Below are 19,336 nucleotides of genomic sequence, written 5' to 3'. Positions count from 1 at the left end.
ACGGAGGCCGGCGCTCGCTACATCGCCGCTGACGCGCACTCCGCGGTCAGCGGCGTCGCCCCGAGCGCCAGATTGCCAGCAGGATCCCGAGCCCGCCGAGCCCGGCGCCGACGAAGCCGATCACGCCCAGCGCCATCAACCAGCGGTTGGGCGAGCCTGTGCCGACGCTGTGCATCACGATCGAGGAGCCGATGATCAGCGCGGCGATGACCACCCCCATCGTCAGGCGATTCGCCGCGCTGTTGACCTGGGCGCCAAAGGACTGGAGCGAGGTCACCTCGATCTGCGCGCGCAGGCGTCCATGGCGGGCACTGCGCAGGAGATGACGCAGGTCCCTTGGCAGGTCGGCCATCAGGTCCAGCGCCGCCGCCAGTGACCGGCGCCCGCGCGCGGCCAGGGCGCGCGGAGAATGCCGGCGCCACATCAGCCGGGTCAGCCAGGGCTGCGCCGCACCGGCCATGTCGAACTCGGGATCGAGCTGGCGGCCCAGGCCTTCCAGCGTGAGCAGCGCCTTGATCAGCAAGGCGAGATCGGGCGGCAGCATCAGGCCATGGCGACGCAGCAGGCCGGTCACCTCGCCCAGCATGGTCGCCATCGGCAGTTCGCGCAGCGGCAGGCCCCGGTACTGGTCGACGAGACTGTAGATCTCCGCGTGCAGTCTGGCCTCATCGACATCGGCGGCATCGGTCCAGTCGAGCAGGACATCGCAGGCCATCTGCGCCTGCTGGAACACCAGGCCGTAGACCAGGCGTGCGACCTGCTCGCGCAGCGGCGGCGGGATGCGACCGACCATTCCGAAGTCGATCACTGCCACGCGTCCGTCGCGCATGAAGAACAGGTTGCCCGGGTGCGGGTCGGCGTGGAATACGCCGTCCTCGAACACCATCCGCATCATCACTTCGGCGCCGGTAACGGCCAGCGCATGACGGTCCAGGCCGGCCGCGTCGACCGCGGCCAGGTCGCTGGCGGGAATGCCGTCGACCAGTTCCTGCACGTTGAGCCGCTCGCTGGTCCACTCCCAGTACACCCGCGGCACCAGCACGCGTGGATCGTCGGCGAGATTGGCGGCGATGCGCTCGGCATTGCGGCATTCGCGCGCGAAATCCATCTCTTCATGCAGCGACGCCTCGAACTGCCGGACCACTTCGCGCGGCCGATAGCGGCGCAGGTCGGGTGCCTGCGCCTGCACGACCTCCGACAGCCGTGCGAGCAGGCGCAGGTCCGCGTCGACCACCTCGCGGATGCCCGGGCGGCGCACCTTGAGCACGACCGCCGTGCCGTCATGCAGCCAGGCCCGGTGTGCCTGCCCCAACGAAGCGGCCGCCATCGGCACCTCTTCGAAGCGGGCGAAGATGTGCTCCGGCGCGCCACCCAGGTCATGCTCGAGCTGCGGTCGCAACAGGGCCATCGGCACCGGCGGCACCTGGCTCTGCAGGCGGCTCAGCGTTTCGATCCACTCGGGCGGCAACAGGTCCACTCGCGTGGCCAGCACCTGGCCGAGCTTGACGAAGGTCGGTCCCAGATCCTGCAGCGCGTGGCGCACGCGCTCGGGTGTCGACATCCGCAGGACCGGATCTTCGCCGTCGTGTCCGATATGCAGCAGACGCCCCGCCCGCTCCAGCGCATCGGCCATGCCGATACGCCGGACGACATCGCCGAAGCCGTAACGCACCAGCACCGAGGCGATCTCCTGGATGCGCCCCAGATCGCGGACGGTGGCCAGGGTTTCCCACATCAGTGTGCGTCCACCGTTTCGACCAGCCCCAGCAGCGCCGCGGCCACGGTCTGGCGCCGTACCGCATCGCGGTCCCCGTCGAAGTGGAACAGGCGCGCACTTGCGTATCCCCCTCGGCGTTTCCAGGCGATCCACACCGTCCCGACCGGCTTGTCCTCGCTGCCGCCCCCGGGACCGGCAATGCCGGTGACCGCCACGGCGACACTCGCCCCTGAATTCACCAGCGCACCGGACACCATTTCGATGGCGGTTTCCCGGCTGACCGCGCCGTGCACTTCCAGGGTCTGCGGATTGACCCCAAGCAACGCCTGCTTGGCCTCGTAGCTGTACGCCGCCATGCCGCAGTCGAACCAGTCCGAGCAGCCGGCGATGTCGGTGACCGCCTTGGCGATCCAGCCACCGGTACAGCTCTCGGCGGTCACCAGCCGGTGATGCTGGGCGCGCAGCAGCGCACCAGTGCGTTCGGCCAGGGCGTGGAGAGTGGCGTCGGAGGGGATGTCGGCGTGCATACGGACGGGGGCCGGTGGGGGGCATGTCGTTGTACCGCATCGTGGGCGCGGGCGCGCGCCGTCATCGCGCCCATGGAAAAGGGCGGACCGTTGCCGGCCCGCCCTGTCCTTGCCTCTTCGATGCGCAGTCAGTAGCGCATGCGCAGCGTCATGCCGTAGGTGCGGGGCGCCCCCAGATACGCGTTCCAGGAACCGGCCTGGATCGGCGCATCGATGCCGACCTGCTTGTAGGTTTCGTCGGTGAGATTCTGGCCCCAGAACTCCACCATCCAGCGCTTGTCCTGACGGCCGAAACCGATCCGGGCATTGAGCAGGGTGTAGGCGTCCTGCAGCTTCTCCAGATCCAGGTCCGAGCCGGTGTTGTACTCGGACATGTATTTGGCGCCGATGTTGAAGCGCCCGAGCAGGCGTTCGCCGATGTCCCACTCGTAGGTGGCCGACACGTTGCCCGACCATCTGGGCGCGAAGCTCATCTGGTTGCCCGGCAACCTCACCAGATCCGGATCGGGCAGCAGGTCATCGCCGTACTCGGTCTTCGCATAGGTGAAGCCGCTCTGCAGCATCAGGCCGCTGATCGCCGGTTGCCACATCACTTCGGCCTCCACGCCCTGCGAGGTGACCTTGGGAATCGAACGGACGACGAACGCCGTACCCAGGAAGCTGTTGAGCTGGAAGTCCTCGTACTCCTGGTGGAACAGCGCCGCGTTGAGCAGCAGATTGCCGTCCGCCCAGGTGGTCTTGAGTCCCAGCTCGTAGCTGTCGACAAACTCGCCCGGGAACGAGGTGTCGTCGGTCAGCGGCATCCACGGGCGGGGGTCGGCCGCGGTCGCTCCCTGCACGCGATCCAGATTGAAGCCACCGGATTTGTAGCCGCGCGCCGCGGACACGTAGCCCATGATGTCATCGGCGAAGTCGTAGGCCACCTTGACCGTGCCCGACCATTCCTTCTCCGTCCGTTCCTGCCGGGTGCTGCGTCCGTCATGCAGCGCATTGGCCCACGGCAGGCACATGTTGGCGGTGACCTGTGGCGCGATCGCCGGCACCAGCTGCCCCAGCAACTGCTGCTGCAGGGCCGCCGGCAGGCTGGCGAAGCCGTTGATGCGCTGGGCCAGCGCCCCGCCGACGCGTGCCGCCGGATTGCCGAGCACGGCACCACACGCGGTGCTGCCGTTGGGGTTGCTGAAATCCGCCTGCAGGGACTTTTTCTCGCGGGTGTAACGCAGGCCCACGGTCACATCCAGCGCGTCGGTCACGTGGAAGGTGTTGTTGGTGAAGATCGCCGCGCTCTTCGCGTTCTGCGAATACACGTCGTGGGCGCCGATGCCGGTGTAGTTGGTGCCGAACGGGCGCCCGGTCACCTGCGACAGGAAGGTCGCCGGATTCGCGGTATTGACCGTCAGGCCGAGCGGCGCCAGCTGCGCAGCCATCGCGCCGAGCACCTGGCTGCCGACCAGCGTCGACAGGTACGGCTCGTAGGCCGGGCCCATGAAGTAGGAATCGTTGCGGGTCAGATCCTCGTCCGAATAGAACATCCCGACCATCCAGTCGAGGCGATCGCTGGTCCCGGTGAGGCGGAATTCCTGGCTGAAGTTCTCGAACTGCGCAAGCGAATAATCCTCCTGCGCCGGGCGATACATGATGTCCGCGCCGCTGTAGTCGAAGTCGATGCCGGTGATCGCCTTCCAGTCGCGGAATGCGGTGATCGAGGTCAGCAGCGCCTCGTTGGCCCAGGGCGTGGTCCAGTTCACTTCGACCGAGATGCCCTTGTCCTTGAGGTCCTGCTCGGTGGAGCGGTTGGCATAGGCCAGGCGACGGTCGAGATCCGGCACCGGGATGATGCCCTGCCCCCCGGAGTCAGCGCATCGATGATCGCCGCCGTAGGACCGCGGTGCGTGGTCAACGAAACGCAGCAGTTCTCCTCGCGACTGGTGTAGTCGGCGATGAAGTTGATGTTGAGGTTCGACGTGGGCTCGAGCAGCAGCTGGCCGCGCAGGGAGTGGTAGTTCTGGTCGCCGTCGTCGGTTTCCCGCCGCGGACCACCGGCGGTCTCGACCTCGTCCACGCCGTCACGCTTGCGTTTGGTGGCGAAGATGCGGAACGCGGCGTTGTCTCCGATCGCGTCGTTGTACGAACCCGAAACTCCGACCAGGCCGTAGTTGCCGACCGTGACTTCGCCCTCGGCCGCCTGGGTGTAGCTCGGCCGGCGGGTGATGACGTTGATGACACCGGCCGAGGTGTTCTTGCCGAACACTGTGCCCTGCGGCCCCTTGAGCACCTCGACGCGCTCCATTTCGCCCAGGTCACCGAACCCCACGCTGTTGCGCGAGCGGTAGACCCCGTCGATGACGATTCCGACCGACGATTCCAGGCCCGGATTGTCGCCGACCGTGCCGATGCCCCGGATGCGAGCCGTGGTCTGCGCGGCGGACTGGGTGCTGGTGACCGTGAGGCCGGGCACCAGAACCTGCATGTCCTTGATGTCGCGCACGCCTGTGTCCTGCAGCAGTTGCTCTGGCAGGACATTGATGACGATGGGAACGTCCTGCAACGCCTCTTCGCGCTTCTGCGCAGTGACGGTCACCCCCGAGAGCGTGGTGGGCTGCTCCTGGCCAGGCACCCTCTCGCTTGGCTGCGACTGGGCAGTCGCGGGCGGCGCGGCCCCAGCGAGCATGGCGAAAAAGATGGCGGTTGCGAGCGCGTGGCGTTGTGGATGGCCTGAGACCATTGGTGTCCCCCTGCTGTGATTGTCGTTGCGACTTCAAACCTCGACGCAGACGCCGTCATCCCGGGAGATGACGGAAGTGCTGGACCAATGTGGGGGGACGGGTCCGGCACGACGTTCTGACTGCCTTGCGCGGACGCTAACACACTCCGGACGCCCCCGTATGTGGGCCGTGCGCCGCCGATACGATGGCCGGCCACATGGGCATCGGGTAGGGATTAACCCACGCCCGGTTATCTCGCGTGTCACCACGCAAGCCTCCTCTTCGCCGCACGCGAAAAGCAGCGCAAATCGGCTCGAACGATTCGGACATATTCCGCTCACATACCCATCATCGGCATTCGCACAGTTTTGCACCTGTCCTCTGCCGCGTACCGGCGCCGACGCCGTTTATTACTGCCGCTGAATAGACATTCGCGGTCTGTACTTTCTCCACTGGAGTGTGGCGATGAATCGGCAACCCTTGGTGATCGCATTGGCGGTGGCTTCCGGCCTCGCCCCCGGGCTGGCCCTGTCCCAGGACTCGGTGACAACACTTCGCGACGAGGTCCGTCGCGCGGAACAACATCTCGAATCGCTGAACCAACGGCTTGATGCGCTGGAACGCTCGCAGGGTCGAACCCCGCCGCCGCGCACCAGCACTGCGCAGACTGCACCGGCGCCCCAGGGCACGAATGCCGCTGCGAGCACACCCAATATTGCCGCAGGCGGGCCGTCGATCCTGCCGCCCCGAGACTCGGTCTCCGATCCCTCGATCGCCGCCTCGCGTGAGAACAGCTTGGCTTCCCCGACCGATCCGGATCTAAAGGGATTCATCGCAATCCCGGGCACGGAGACCATGATCCGCATTGGCGGCTACGCCAAGCTCGATGCCATCGCCACCAACCGACCGGCGGGCGACGACGACCAGTTCATCACCTCCGAATTCCCGGTCGACGGCGTGCATCGCGACACGCCCAACTTCAACATCCACGCAAAGCAGACGCGCTTCAGCATCGAGGCGCGCCGCCCGACCACACGCGGCGTCCTGCGCTTCTACCTTGAGAACGACTTCTTCGGCAGCAGCGACGGCTATGAATTCAGGCTGCGCCATGCCTATGGGCAGCTGGGCAACACCTACGCGGGCTACGGGTATTCCTCCTTCATGGACGCCGACTCGCTCCCCAACACCCTGGATTTCGAGGGGCCGGGCTCCGCGCCCTATCTGCTCGTGGCCGGCATCCACCACATCTTCTCGATAGGCAAGGGAAACACCCTCACCCTGGCCGCCGAAGCGCCGCAGTCACAGATCTACAACCTCACCGGCGACGACATCGCGGTCGAACGGCTGCCCGACGTCACGCTCGCCGCGCGCATGGAGCGCGGGTGGGGCCACCTGCAGCTCAGCGGCGTGGCGAGGAGCGTCGGTTACGACGGTGACAACGAGCTCGGCGAGGATGTACTCGGCGGCGGCCTGCAGCTGAGTGGATCGATCAACGCCAACGAGAACAATCTGTGGGTGTTCGGCATGGTCGCCGGCAAGGGCATCGCCCGCTACACGACCGACATCGGCGGTTCCGGCTACGACGCCGCGATCGGGCCCGACGGCGATCTGGAACTGCTGACTTCCTACGGCGGGTTCTTCGGCTACACCCATAACTGGAACCAGGACTGGAGCTCCAACCTCGTGTTCGGCCAGTTGAACCTGAGCAACAAGAACGACGTGTTGGCGGGCGACGCTTTCAAGCGCAGCCGCTATGGGGCACTCAACCTGCTGTGGAGCCCCGCGCCGTCCTGGACGATGGGCGTGGAACTCCTGTTCGGGCAGCTGCTGCTGCAGGACGGGCGGGATGCCGACGTGATGCGTCTGCAGGGCAGCCTGCAATACAGCTTCGTCAAGTAATACGCAGCAAACAAAGCTCCAACGACCCCAGGGACCCCGGAACCGGCGCGACCGGGTCCAGGCAACGCCTTCCCCCAGCAAACCAGGCGATTGCGGCACAAGGAGAATCTCATGGCGACTAACGGCAAAAAGATCAGCTTGATCGGTGCCACATTCCTGGTGGCCGGCAACATGATGGGCTCGGGGGTTTTCCTGCTGCCTTCCAGTCTGGCCGCGATCGGTTCGGCCTCCATCTGGGGATGGCTGATCACCACTGCGGGCTCGCTGCTGCTGGCCTTCGTCTTCGCCAAACTCGGGCAAATTGCCCCAAAGGCAGGCGGCCCCTATGCGTATGCGCGCGACTGGCTCGGCCCGTACATGGGCTTCCAGACCAACACCATCTACTGGTTCGCCAACTGGATCGGCAACGTCGCGATCCCGATCGCGGCCGTAGGCTATTTCAGCTACTTCTTTCCCGTACTGTCCCACCCGCTGCCGCGCTGCATCGCTGTGCTGGCACTGACTTGGGCGTTCACCTTCGCCAATGTGATCGGGCCTCGCTTCGTCACGCGCGTGCAGACAGTAACGACGAGTTTTGCCCTCGTGCCAATTCTTGGAATCGCGATCTTCGGGTGGTTCTATTTCGACCCGAACACGTTCACCAGTGCCTATAACGTCTCCGGCAAATCCGACTTCAGCGCGATTTCCAGCGCTGCCGCGCTCACGCTGTGGGCATTCATCGGCGTGGAATCGGCCTCCGTGACCGCCGCCGTTGTGGAGAATCCCGAGAGGAACGTTGCGCGCGCCACGCTCGGCGGAGTGTTCATCGCAGCAGTCTGCTACATCGCAAGCTCCGCGGTGATCATGGGCATCGTGCCGAATGGAAAGCTGCAGCTCTCCGATGCACCGTTCGCCCTTGCTGCGGCGGATGCATTCGGCGGCTGGGCCGGCGGCCTGGTCAGTATCTGCGCCTTCATCGGCGCCGCGGGCTCCCTGGGCGGCTGGATCCTGATTACCGCGCAGAGCGCCAAGGCGGCAGCGGACGACGGCCTGTTCCCAGCAGTGTTCAAGAAGGCAAACAAGGACGACGTACCGGTCAAGGGCGTTTATATCGTTGCCATCCTGATGACCATCGCGGTTCTGGTCACGGCAGGTTCGAAGACCGCTACCGATCAGTTCAACACCATCACGTCAGCGGCCGTGATCCTGACATTGCTGCCCTACATCTATTCCTGCGTGGCCTGCTACTTCGAAGTCGAACGTACGCACACGACTGCCCACACCGGTCTCTACTGGTGGATGACAAGCACCACCGTCATCTATTGCCTCTGGGCCGTCTATGGCTCGGCGGGCGACGTCGTCAAGTACGGCTTTCTGTTCGTCCTGTTTATTACGGTGTTTTACCCCTTCTTCGCCGCCGAGCGGCGCCAGGCCCGCCTAGCCGCCTCCAGTCCGGCACTGCAGCCGGCGCCGGCGGCACGAGCGCCTGCACCCGCCCCAACCAGCGCGACCACTCCCTCACGCCCCTCGACCAACTGAGTTCGCCGTCGCGGACAAGGACATCGATATGTACTTCCATTCCCTCGACTATCCGATCGTCATCATCGACGACGACTACGACTCCCCGCGCATTGGCGGCATCCTGATCCGGGAACTGGCGGACGAGTTCCGTGCGAACGCCCAGCGCGTCCTGGCCGGCCTGACCATCGAAGATGTGCACGCCGCCGCACGCACCTATGTGGCCGCGTCGGCGGTGCTGATCTCGATAGACGGCACCGAAGAGGGGGACGATCAGTTCCTGAAGCTGCTTGCGCTGCTGCGCGAACAGGCGCAGCGGCGCGCCGGGCTACCGGTGTTCCTGTACGGCGAGCGCCGCACGATCGAGAAGGTGCCGAGCGAACTGCTCAAGTACATGCACGGCTACATCTTCCTGTTCGAGGACACCAAGGCCTTCATCGCCCGCCAGGTCATGCGCGCGGCCGATGACTACATGGAGCAGCTGCTGCCGCCGTTCTTCAAGGCATTGGTGCATCATGCCGGCACCTCGAACTACTCCTGGCACACGCCGGGCCATGCCGGGGGCGTCGCTTTCACCAAATCGCCCGTCGGCAGGGCCCTGCACCAGTTCTACGGCGAGAACACGCTGCGCAGCGACCTCTCGGTTTCGGTGCCCGAGCTGGGCTCGCTGCTCGACCACACCGGCCCGATCCGCGATGCCGAGCACGAGGCCGCGCGCAACTTCGGCGCCGACCACACCTTCTTCGTCACCAATGGCACGTCCACCGCCAACAAGATCGTCTGGCACGGCACTGTCGCGCGCGGCGACCTGGTGTTCGTCGACCGCAACTGCCACAAATCGCTGTTGCACGCGCTGATCATGACCGGTGGCGTCCCGGTCTACTTCCGGCCAAGCCGCAACGCACACGGCATCATCGGCCCGATCAGCCTGGACCAGTTCTCGGAAGACTCCCTGCAGAAGGCGATCGCGGCCAATCCGCTGGCCAGCAAGAGCACCAAGCCGGGGACCAAACCAAAGATCGCAGTGGTCACCAACTCCACCTACGATGGACTCTGCTACAACGCCGAGAAGATCGCCGACATGCTCGGCACTGCGGCCGATTACCTGCACTTCGACGAGGCGTGGTACGGCTACGCCGCCTTCCATCCGTTCTACGAGAACCATTACGGGATGGCCAAGGGCAAGCCGCGGGAGCAGGACGCGATCATCTTCACTACGCAGTCGACCCACAAACTGCTGGCGGCCTTCTCGCAGGCGTCGATGATCCACGTGCGCAATGCGGCGACGCGTTTGCTGGACGCGGATCGGTTCAACGAATCGTTCATGATGCATACGTCCACCAGCCCGCTTTACGGAATCATCGCCTCCTGTGACATTGCCTCCCGGATGATGGAAGGCGACGCGGGCAGATCGCTGGTGCAGGAAATGCACGACGAGGCCGTCACCTTCCGCATCGCGATGCTGCACGTCGGACAGGACCTCGGCAGCGACGACTGGTGGTTCAAGGTCTGGCAGCCGGACAAGGTCGAGCGCAACCTCGAGGGCGGCGACACCCATGCGCCGAAGGTCGCCGAAAGAAAGGACTGGTACCTGGGTTCGGGCGATTACTGGCACGGCTTCGACAAGCTCGCCAGCGAGTACGTGCTCATCGACCCGGTCAAGGTCACCCTGCTCACGCCAGGCTTGACCATGGGCGGAGACATGGGCGAACTCGGCATCCCGGCCGCGATTCTCAGCAAGTATCTGTGGCACAGGGGCATCACGGTCGAGAAGACCAACCTCTACTCGGTGCTGTTCCTGTTCTCGATGGGCATCACCAAGGGCAAGTGGAGCACCCTGGTCACCGAGCTGCTCGCGTTCAAGGAGGCCTACGACTCCAACGCTCCGCTGACGCGCGCGCTGCCGGGGCTGGTGGAAGCGTACCCGGCCACCTATTCCAAGTGGGGCCTGCGCGATCTGTGTCATGCGCTCCACGAGTTCAACCGGGAATTCAAGGTACCCGTGGTGATGAAGGACATGTACACCGATCTGCCCGAGCCGGTGATGACGCCTGCGGACGCCTACAACCACCTGGTGCGCGGCGAGATCGAGCGCGTCGACATCGACGAGGTCAGCGGGCGGGTGGCGGGAACCATGCTCGTGCCCTATCCGCCGGGCATTCCCACGATCATGCCGGGCGAGCGCTTCGGCAAGCCCGATGATCCGATCATCCAGTCGCTGCACATTGCGCGTGCGCAGAACGAACGCTTCCCCGGCTTCGAGTCCGACGTGCACGGCTTGATCATCGAAGACAGCGATGGCCAGGCGAGCTATACGGTGGAAGTACTGAAGGTCTAGCTCGTGCGGGGCCTTGCCCGCCCTCCCGCCGGCGCCGCCGACAGGGAGGGCGGCAGACGATGCCCGCGAGCGTCCCGCCCCGGGCGCCCGCGCGGATGCGTGCATGACAGGCCACACCGATGACCGGGACCCAGCAGGAACAGCGCGCGCTCAAGATCTCGCTTGGCATGACCGTCCTGGTCGCGGCCATCGGATTGTCGGGTGGCATGCTCGCGCACTCGCCGGCGATCCTGTTCGACGGCATCTATTGCCTGGTGGACGTGGCCCTCACCGTGGCCGCACTGCAGGTACTGAAGCTTCTGGGCAACGAACAGAGCCCGCGCTTCCAGTACGGCTTCTGGCACCTCGAGCCGTTGGTCGAAGCGATCGGGGGCGCGATCCTGACCCTGGCCTGCGTCTACGCGCTCTCCAACGCGATCATTGGCCTCACCACCGGCGGACACGTCACCCGGGTCGGGTATGGCCTGGTGTGGGCGAGCGTGCTGAGCGTCGTCGATCTGGCCATGGCGGTATGGATGGGACGCCATGCCAAACGCCTGCACTCCGGGCTGCTGGCGCTGGATGCCCGCGCCTGGCTGCTCGCTGGGCTTGTGAGCATGGCCGTGGTTGTCTCCTTCATCCTGGCCGTGGCGCTGCGCAATGGGCCGCATGCGCACTGGGTGCCCTATCTCGACCCACTGGTGCTGGCGCTGATCGGTCTCGTCTCGCTGCCGCTGCCGCTGCTCGCGGCGTGGCGGGCAACGCGCGAGGTGCTGCAGGTCGCGCCGGATGACCTTGACGAGCAAGTCCAGGCAACGATGCAGCAGTTCGTCGCCGAGCATGGCTTCCGCGGTTTCACCAGCCGCGTAGCCAAGATCGGCCGCATGAAGTTCATCGAGATCCACGTGCTGACCGGCCCAGACGCGCTGCTTGGCAGCATCAGCGATGTGGACCGGCTGCGTAACGACATCGCCACGCGGCTGGGAACGCGGCCTGACCGGTCCTGGCTGACCATCGACTTCACAGCCGACCCGGACTGGACATGAACACTACGTCGAGCGCAATTCCCCCGACCGCCAGCGCTGGTGGCAGTGCCCCTGCCGCGCGCAAGATGGGCCTGCTCATGGCCACCATGCTGGTGGCCGGCAACATGATCGGCACCGGCGTGTTCCTGCTGCCCGCCAACCTCGCGACGGTCGGCAGCATCTCATCGTTCGGCTGGCTGATCGCCACCGGTGGCGCCATCGCGCTCGGGCTGGTGTTCGCGCGCCTGTCCCAGCTCGACCCGGAGCCCGGTGGTCCCTATGCGTACGCCCGCCGCGCATTCGGCAACTACGTCGGCTTCGTCAGCAACTACGGTTACTGGTTCGGCAACTGGATCGGCAACGTGGCCATTGCCCTGGTCGTGACCGGTTACCTGAGCCACCTGTGGCCATGGCTGGACGACCTGTACCCGCGGATCGGCTTCACCCTGCTGCTGATCTGGGCACTGACCCTCGCCAATGCGCGTGGTGCGCGCTGGGTCGGATCGCTGGAGACCGGTACGGTGATGTTTGCGCTCGTGCCCATCCTCGGCATCGCGATCGCCGGCTGGTGGTGGTTCGACCCGGCGCTGTTCCACAAGGGGTGGAACGTCAGCGGGCTGAGCGACAGTCAGGCGATCTCGCGCAGCGCCTCGATCGCGCTTTGGGCATTCATGGGCGTGGAGAGCGCCGCGGTCTCGGCGGATGTCATCGAGAACCCCAAGCGCAATATCCCGCTGGCGACGCTGATGGGGCTGGGCCTTTCGGCGGTGGTCTACATCAGCTGCTCGCTGGTGATCATGGGGATCGTGCCGATGGAGCAGCTGCGCGATTCCTCGGCACCCTTCGCCGACGTGGCCAAGATCATGGTCGGGAACTGGGGGGTGGTGCTGATCTCGCTGTGCGCGATCTTCAAGTCACTGGGCGCGCTCGGCGGCTGGATGCTGCTGGTCGGCCAGTCGGCCAAGGCGGCTGCCGAGGACGGCCTGTTCCCCAAGGTGTTCTGCCGGGTCAACCGGCATGGCATGCCGGGGGCCGGACTGGTCATCGCCGCGATCCTGATGAGCGTCCTGCTGCTGGTGACCGCCTCGCCCACGCTCGCCTCGCAATTCGATCAGCTGACCAACATCGCGGTGCTGCTGACCATCTGTCCCTACCTGTTCTCGGCCGGGGCCCTGGCGGTCAGCACGCTGGAGCGCAACGAGTCCGGCACGCTGCGCCTGATGAGCATGATCACCGCCGGCGTCGCGGTCGCGTACTGCCTCTATGCTCTGCTCGGTGCCAATCCGCAGCTGCTGGCGTACGCCACCGTCGGCATGCTGCTGAGCGTGGCGATGTACCCGTTCTTCCGCCACCGGATGGCGTGAGCGGCCACGGTATGGCGCACCTCGTATGCGGGTGCGCTACGGGCTGGGCCACAGACATGGCCCAGGTTCTCAGCCGCGCGCCGAGGCGCTGGTCATCGCCCCGGGCGGCGCCAGCGATCGCGGACAGTCCCCAGGCCGTGCCAGGCGGGGTCCGCCTGCCGTTGACCCCAGCATCGGCGTGGCATGCAGGACGCCCCCTATTACGAGCTCGTGCTGGCGCGCGCAGACGCTCATCGACCAGGTCATCGGCCGGGAGGCTGGCACCACTCCCTTCCCAACGCCTGCGCGTGCCCTATTCGCCGGGCATTCCCATGGCCATTCCGGGCTGGCGGTTGGGCAAGCCCGATGATCCGATTCTCCGGTCGCTGCACATTGCACGTGCGCAGAACGAGCGGCTTTCCGGCCTCGAGTCCGACGTGCACAGTCCGATCATCGACAGCAGCGAAGACCCGCCGAGCTACACTGTGGAGCTTCTGAAGCTATAGGCGCGGCGCGTACCGATGAGTGGAACCCTCGAGGAACGACGGGTACTGAAGCTCTCGCTCCTGGCGACCCTGCTGGTCGCCGCGATCGGGCTCTCAGGCGGCGTGGCTGCGAGCTCGCCGGCGATCCTGTTCGACGGTATCTACTCACTGGTGGATGTGGCGCTGACGATGACGGCGCTCGTGGTGCTCCGGCTCATGGCCCACGAACAGAGTCCGCGATTCCAGTACGGCTTCTGGCATCTGGAACCGATGGTCGAGGCGCTCGGCGGCGTGGTGCTCGGTCTTGCCTGCATCTACGCTCTGGCCAACGCTCTGATTGGCCTGAGCACGGGCGGCCAGGAGACCCATGCCGGCCATGGCCTGGTCTGGGCGAGTGTGCTGAGCGTGGTGGACCTTGCCATGGCGGTATGGATGGGCCGTCATGCGCGGCGGATGCGCTCGGGTCTGCTCGCCCTCGATGCGCGTGCCTGGCTGCTCGCAGGTCTGGTCAGCCTCGCCGTCGTGGTGTCCTTCATCCTTGCACTGACCTTGCGCGGCACCCGGCACGAAGACTGGATTCCTTATCTGGATCCTCTGGTGCTGGCCTTCATCAGCCTGGCTTCGCTGCCACTCCCGCTGCGCGCAGCTTGGAAGGCGGCGCGTGAGGTCCTGCAGGTTGCTCCGGATGACCTGGACCGGAAGGTGCAGGCGACCATGCAGGAGTTTGTCGCCGAGCATGGTTTTCTGGGCTTCACCAGCCGGGTGGCCAAGATCGGCCGGATGAAGTTCATCGAGATCCACGTCCTGACTGCGCCGACTACCCAACTCGGCAGCATCGGTGAGATCGACGGCCTGCGTAACGAGATCGCGCAGAGAATGGGCGCGCGTCCGGAAGGCTCCTGGTTGACGATCGACTTCACGTCGGAACCCGCCTGGACTTGAGCGGGCTCGCCTGCGCCGGCTCTCTTGTGCGCACGCCTGTCTGAGCTCGACCTTGGGGCGGCACCGCTTGTTGCGAATGCGAGGGCAGTTCCGGGACAGCTACGGCCTCTTGGACAAATGTCGGTTACGCGATCGGCGGCGGGGCATCTCCAGTGGCTGATGCTCGGAAAATGCACGCCGCAACGCAGACCCGACCGGGCGCGTGCGCGACCCGCGGAAGCAAGGCGACCCTCCGTTCCACTCCCTGATCAGCCGCGCGATGCCGACGCTCGCCTGCGTTCACCGGGCCGGCAGGACATGTCCGTCCTCGGCGCGCAGCCAGTTGTGCGCGCGCGTTGCGGCGACGGCGCCATGACCCATCGCCACGCTGATCTGGTCGAGCCCGTCGACGATGTCGCCGGCGCAGTACACGCCGGGCACCTCGGTCCCCAGCGGCGAAGCCACGTCGGTGCAGCCATGCGCGTCGATCGCGATGCCGAGCATTTGCGCCAGCTCGTTGCGGTGCTGCGAACCCAACGCGGGGTAGACGACATCGAAGGCATGCGGCTCGTCGCGTCCTTCGAGATACAGGTCGAAGCGATCCGCCTGCGGCGCGTACCGCACCACCGGCGCGGCCAGCACCCGGATACCCGCCGCGGTCAGTTGAGCGTGGGCGTCGGCGTCAAGGCCGGCGTATTGGCAGGGAAGCAGAACGACCTGCTCGCTGAACTGCCGCAGGAACAGGGCCTCGGCCGCCCCGTGCCGATCGCTGCCGAGCACAGCGATCCGCGTGCCGGTGTGTTCGATCCCATCGCAGATCGGGCAATAGCGCAGAACGCCTGCGGCGATCGCGGCCTCGTGCTCATCGTGCGGAAGCGGTATCTGGCCCATGTGCAGACCCGTGGCGAGGACGAGCGCCCGGCCGTGGTGAAGCGTCCCATCCGCGGTTCGCAGTTCGAAAGTGCCCTCGTGCCTGCGCGCCTCCACGACCTCGGCTTCGCGGATCTGCGCACCGTAACGTTCGCAATGCTCGAGCATTCGTCCGATCAGATCCGGGCCGGCGATCCCTTCCGGAAACCCGGGCGCGTTGCGTGTCAGCGGGATCCGCATCGCGCGCGACATGCCGTCGTGCAGAACGAGTACGCGGCGCCGGAACCGGGCCAGGTACAACGCGGCCGACAGGCCCGCCGGGCCGGCGCCGACGACGATGCATTCCCAGGGCTCGGAGGTGTGGTCCATATGGGAAAAATCCACCGCCGGGCCGCACAAGTCAACGCTGGAAATCGCTACGCGATTTTCACGTTTGCCACAACCCGCGGGCGCCTAGCATCGGCCCACTTTCACCACCCCGGATACGCGCAATGGCTCCTTCGAAGACCCTACTCGCCGGCGCCTTCGTGCTGGCACTGGCCGCCTGTGAAAACAAGAACGCGACCAACACCGACAGTGGCAGCGGAACCCTGGCGGACACACCGAATTCGACCGGTGATACCGAAGACCGCAGCCGTGGCGTGGCTGCCACGATCGATAACGGCGCAGCTGGCACCGGCTCAACGAGCAATGCCGGGGCAGGAATGCCCAACCTCGCCGAGCCCGACCGGAAGGCGCTGATGGCGGTCCTCGAAGTCGACCGCCACGAGATCGAAGCCGCGCAGGCTGCGCTCGCCAAGAACGTGCAGGGCCCGGTGCGCGAATATGCGCAGACGCTGCGCAACGACCACTCGCTCAACCTCGATGCCACCCGGATCCTGCTCGGGCGGTCGGGAAACACAACAGGAACCGGGAGCGGCAGCGAAATGTCGACGGTCGCGGGCGGTACCGCAGCGACCGCCGGCAACACCGATACCGGGGCCGGCTCGATGAGCCACGGCGAAGCCGACGCCACCGCGCATCCGGACCTTGCGGAAATGAAGCGCAAGCACGACGCCCAGCGCGAGCAGCTCGCGCAGCTCGAAGGCCAGGCGTTCGAGAAGGCGTGGATCGAAGCGATGGTGATGGGCCACCAGGAAGCGCTTACCAAGCTCGATTCGGAACTGATCCCCTCGGCGAGCGACAGCCGCGTCCGCGATCACCTGCAGAGCACCCGCGCGGTGATCGCCGCGCATCTGGAAACCGCCCGGGCACTGCAACAGCAGCGCCGCTGATCCTCAGCGCCGCGCGGCTGCGGCGGTGTTGTCCGGACGCCCGGGCGCCGAGTCGGCACCCGGGCGTTTCCATGGCGGGAACCCGCGCGCCATCTCAGGCAAGATGTCGGTCTGAAGTCCGTGCGAACGATCCGAGCTTGCAAGAACACACCCCCCTGATGAAACAGTTCTTCGCCGCCAAGGCGGAGCACCCCGACGTCCTGCTGTTCTTCCGCATGGGCGACTTCTACGAGCTGTTCTACGACGACGCCCGCAAGGCGGCGCGGCTGCTCGACATCACCCTGACCCAGCGTGGTAATTCCGCAGGCGCTCCGATTCCGATGGCGGGCGTACCTCACCACGCCTCGGAGGGGTATCTGGCGCGGCTGGTCGCGCTGGGCGAATCGGTCGCGATCTGCGAGCAGATCGGCGACCCCGCGGCCAGCAAGGGCCTGGTCGAGCGCAAGGTGGTGCGCATCGTCACGCCGGGCACCGTCACCGACGAAGCGCTGTTGCAGGAGCGCCGCGACACGCTGCTGATGGCGGTCGCCCGCCAGCGCAATGGTCAGTACGGCCTGGCCTGGGCGGATCTCGCCGGTGGGCGCTTCCTGGTATGCGAATGCGCGAATGAGGACACGCTCGAGGCGGAAATCGCGCGTCTCGATCCTGCCGAGCTGCTGGTCCCCGACGAGGACGGCTGGCCCGCCTTCCTGTTCGAGCGTGGCGGTGTGCGTCGCCGCCCGCCGTGGCTGTTCGATGCCGAGTCCGGTCGCCGCCAGCTGCTGCAGTTCTTCGGCCTGCACGATCTCACCGGCTTCGGCATCGACGACCGCCCCCTTGCGGTTGCAGCCGCCGGCGCACTGCTGGGCTACGTCGAGGAAACCCAGAAGCAGCGCCTGCCGCACCTGACCTCCATCTCGGTCGAGAGCGGCGACGGCGCGATCGCGATGAACGCCGCCACCCGCCGGCATCTGGAACTCGATACCCGCGTCGACGGCGATACCCGCAACACCCTGCTCGGTGTCCTCGATTCGACGATCACGCCGATGGGAGGTCGCCTGCTGCGGCGCTGGCTGCATCGTCCGCTGCGCGACCGCGCGGTGCTCGACGAACGTCTGCATGCCGTCGACACCCTGCAGCGCAGCGGTGCGGATGCGGATCTGCGCGAACGTTTCCGCGCACTCGGTGATCTGGAACGCGTGCTCACCCGTATCGCGCTGCGCTCGGCACGTCCTCGCGACCTGTCCACGCTGCGCGACGGCCTGGCGATGCTGCCGGACGTGCGCGGCATCCTCGGAGCGCTCGATTCGCCGCGTCTGCGCACGCTGCACGATGGTCTCGGCGAACATGCGGCCGAAGCGCGCCTGCTCGCCGACGCCCTGGTTGAACAGCCTCCGGTGCTCGCGCGCGATGGCGGCGTGTTCGCCGACGGGCACGACGCCGAGCTCGCCGAGCTGCGACGCCTGAGCACCCATGCCGACCAGTTCCTGGTCGACCTGGAAGCGCGTGAGCGCGAGACCAGCGGGATTCCGACGCTCAAGGTCGGCTACAACCGGGTGCACGGCTACTACATCGAGGTCTCCAAGGCACACGCGGCCAGGGCGCCGGCGCACTACACGCGGCGGCAGACCCTGACCAACGCCGAGCGCTACATCACCGAGGAACTCAAGCAGTTCGAGGACAAGGTGCTGTCGGCGCGCGAACGTGCACTGGCGCGCGAGCGCCTGCTCTACGAACAGCTTCTCGACACGCTCGGCGGGCGCCTGGAAGCGCTCAAGCACTGCGCAGGCGCGCTCAGCGAGCTCGACGTGCTGGCCTGCTTCGCCGAACGGGCACAGGCCCTGGACTGGTCGCGCCCGCAGCTCGGCGCCGCACCCGGCATCTGCATCGAGCGCGGCCGCCATCCCGTGGTCGAAGCCGTGCGCCGCGAGCCCTTCGAACCCAACGACCTGGTGCTCGGCGACAGCGACACGTTCAACGAGCGCCGGATGCTGGTGATCACCGGCCCGAACATGGGCGGCAAGAGCACCTACATGCGCCAGAACGCGCTGATCGTGCTGCTCGCCCACATCGGCAGTTTCGTGCCGGCCAGCCGCGCGGTGATCGGGCCGATCGACCGTATCCTCACCCGGATCGGCGCCGGCGACGACCTCGCCAAGGGCCAGTCGACCTTCATGGTCGAGATGGCCGAGACCAGCTACATCCTCCACCACGCCACGGACTGCTCGCTGGTGCTGATGGACGAGATCGGCCGCGGCACTTCGACCTATGACGGCCTGGCGCTTGCGGATGCCTGCGCGCGGCATCTCGCCCAGCGCAACCGCAGCTACACGCTGTTCGCCACCCACTACTTTGAACTCACCGCGCTCGCCCAGCCCGGCAGCGGCATCGCCAACGTGCATCTGGACGCGGTCGAACACCGCGACCAGCAAGGCAACGAGAAGCTGGTGTTCATGCACGCGGTCAAGGACGGCCCGGCCGATCGCAGCTTCGGCCTGCAGGTGGCCGCGCTCGCCGGCCTGCCCAGGCAGGTCGTGCGCGATGCCCGCGCGCGGCTGGCGGAACTGGAACAGCGGCGCCATGACAGTCCCGCGTCGGCGCCGCTGTCGGCCGGCACGCTGGACTCGCCGCAGCAGATCGGATTGTTCGGCCCGAACTCGGCCGCAGTCGAAGCCCTCGCCGGGCTGGACCCAGACGAGTTGAGTCCCAAGCAGGCACTCGAGGCGCTGTACCGGATCAAGGCGCTGCTCTGAGCTGTCGGCGTCAGCGTCGGCAGC

The 19,336-nt window shown here is 66.4% G+C and carries 14 protein-coding genes; 9 read left to right on the top strand and 5 right to left on the bottom strand.

From position 1 onward, the window contains the following. Window positions 1-46 precede the first annotated feature (46 nt). The 4 genes from CNR27_RS07520 to CNR27_RS15705 form a co-directional block, all read right to left on the bottom strand. The gene (locus tag CNR27_RS07520; RefSeq protein WP_096297629.1) at window positions 47-1,735 is read right to left on the bottom strand and encodes an ABC1 kinase family protein; all 1,689 of its coding nucleotides are present in this window, start codon (window positions 1,733-1,735) and stop codon (window positions 47-49) included. Beyond that, window positions 1,735-2,244, bottom strand: a complete 510-nt coding sequence (locus CNR27_RS07515; protein ID WP_096297628.1) for a CinA family protein — start codon at window positions 2,242-2,244, stop codon at window positions 1,735-1,737. The genes CNR27_RS07520 and CNR27_RS07515 overlap by 1 nt, the downstream gene beginning before the upstream one ends. 128 nt (window positions 2,245-2,372) lie before the next feature. Next, window positions 2,373-4,073, bottom strand: coding sequence for a TonB-dependent receptor (locus CNR27_RS07510; RefSeq protein WP_245815780.1), 1,701 nt, complete (start codon window positions 4,071-4,073; stop codon window positions 2,373-2,375). Further along, entirely contained in the window at window positions 3,989-4,915 is a 927-nt protein-coding gene (locus CNR27_RS15705) for a TonB-dependent receptor (RefSeq protein WP_245815779.1), read from the bottom strand. Before CNR27_RS15705 ends, CNR27_RS07510 begins: the two co-directional genes overlap by 85 nt. A gap of 499 nt (window positions 4,916-5,414) precedes the next feature. Here CNR27_RS15705 and CNR27_RS07505 point away from each other — a divergent pair, with 499 nt between their 5' ends. From CNR27_RS07505 to CNR27_RS07475, 7 genes are all read left to right on the top strand, one after another. Continuing rightward, window positions 5,415-6,848 carry a DcaP family trimeric outer membrane transporter gene (locus CNR27_RS07505; RefSeq protein WP_096297627.1) on the top strand — a complete coding sequence of 478 codons (1,434 nt, stop codon included), beginning with the start codon at window positions 5,415-5,417 and terminating at the stop codon, window positions 6,846-6,848. 111 nt (window positions 6,849-6,959) lie between these two features. Continuing rightward, the gene (gene adiC / locus CNR27_RS07500) at window positions 6,960-8,366 is read left to right on the top strand and encodes an arginine/agmatine antiporter (protein ID WP_096297626.1); all 1,407 of its coding nucleotides are present in this window, start codon (window positions 6,960-6,962) and stop codon (window positions 8,364-8,366) included. 28 nt (window positions 8,367-8,394) lie between these two features. Further along, the gene (locus CNR27_RS07495) at window positions 8,395-10,683 is read left to right on the top strand and encodes an Orn/Lys/Arg family decarboxylase (protein WP_096297625.1); all 2,289 of its coding nucleotides are present in this window, start codon (window positions 8,395-8,397) and stop codon (window positions 10,681-10,683) included. Between the two features lie 119 nt (window positions 10,684-10,802). Next, the gene (locus CNR27_RS07490) at window positions 10,803-11,708 is read left to right on the top strand and encodes a cation diffusion facilitator family transporter (protein ID WP_096297624.1); all 906 of its coding nucleotides are present in this window, start codon (window positions 10,803-10,805) and stop codon (window positions 11,706-11,708) included. Beyond that, window positions 11,705-13,051: an amino acid permease gene (locus CNR27_RS07485; protein WP_096297623.1), complete on the top strand. Its 1,347-nt coding sequence runs from the start codon at window positions 11,705-11,707 to the stop codon at window positions 13,049-13,051. The genes CNR27_RS07490 and CNR27_RS07485 overlap by 4 nt, the downstream gene beginning before the upstream one ends. Window positions 13,052-13,338: 287 nt before the next feature. Next, window positions 13,339-13,536, top strand: coding sequence for an Orn/Lys/Arg family decarboxylase (locus CNR27_RS15235; RefSeq protein WP_157745311.1), 198 nt, complete (start codon window positions 13,339-13,341; stop codon window positions 13,534-13,536). A 15-nt stretch (window positions 13,537-13,551) separates the two neighbouring features. Beyond that, window positions 13,552-14,457: a cation diffusion facilitator family transporter gene (locus CNR27_RS07475; RefSeq protein ID WP_096297621.1), complete on the top strand. Its 906-nt coding sequence runs from the start codon at window positions 13,552-13,554 to the stop codon at window positions 14,455-14,457. Window positions 14,458-14,736: 279 nt separating this feature from the next. Here CNR27_RS07475 and CNR27_RS07470 read toward each other — a convergent pair whose 3' ends face one another. Further along, complete coding sequence (locus CNR27_RS07470) at window positions 14,737-15,675, bottom strand: NAD(P)/FAD-dependent oxidoreductase (protein ID WP_096297620.1); 939 nt, start codon at window positions 15,673-15,675, stop codon at window positions 14,737-14,739. A 122-nt stretch (window positions 15,676-15,797) separates the two neighbouring features. Between CNR27_RS07470 and CNR27_RS07465 the strand changes: the two genes are divergently transcribed. Together CNR27_RS07465 and mutS are read left to right on the top strand one after the other, a co-directional pair. Continuing rightward, window positions 15,798-16,580 carry a DUF4142 domain-containing protein gene (locus tag CNR27_RS07465; RefSeq protein ID WP_096297619.1) on the top strand — a complete coding sequence of 261 codons (783 nt, stop codon included), beginning with the start codon at window positions 15,798-15,800 and terminating at the stop codon, window positions 16,578-16,580. Between the two features lie 158 nt (window positions 16,581-16,738). Beyond that, a complete protein-coding gene (gene mutS / locus CNR27_RS07460) occupies window positions 16,739-19,312 on the top strand; it encodes a DNA mismatch repair protein MutS (RefSeq protein WP_245815778.1) in 2,574 nt (857 codons plus the stop codon). Window positions 19,313-19,336 lie beyond the last annotated feature (24 nt).

The organism is Luteimonas chenhongjianii (assembly GCF_002327105.1).
Classification (GTDB): domain Bacteria; phylum Pseudomonadota; class Gammaproteobacteria; order Xanthomonadales; family Xanthomonadaceae; genus Luteimonas; species Luteimonas chenhongjianii.
Note: the sequence above shows the minus strand (reverse complement) of the source record. Positions and strands in the feature narration are given on the sequence as shown.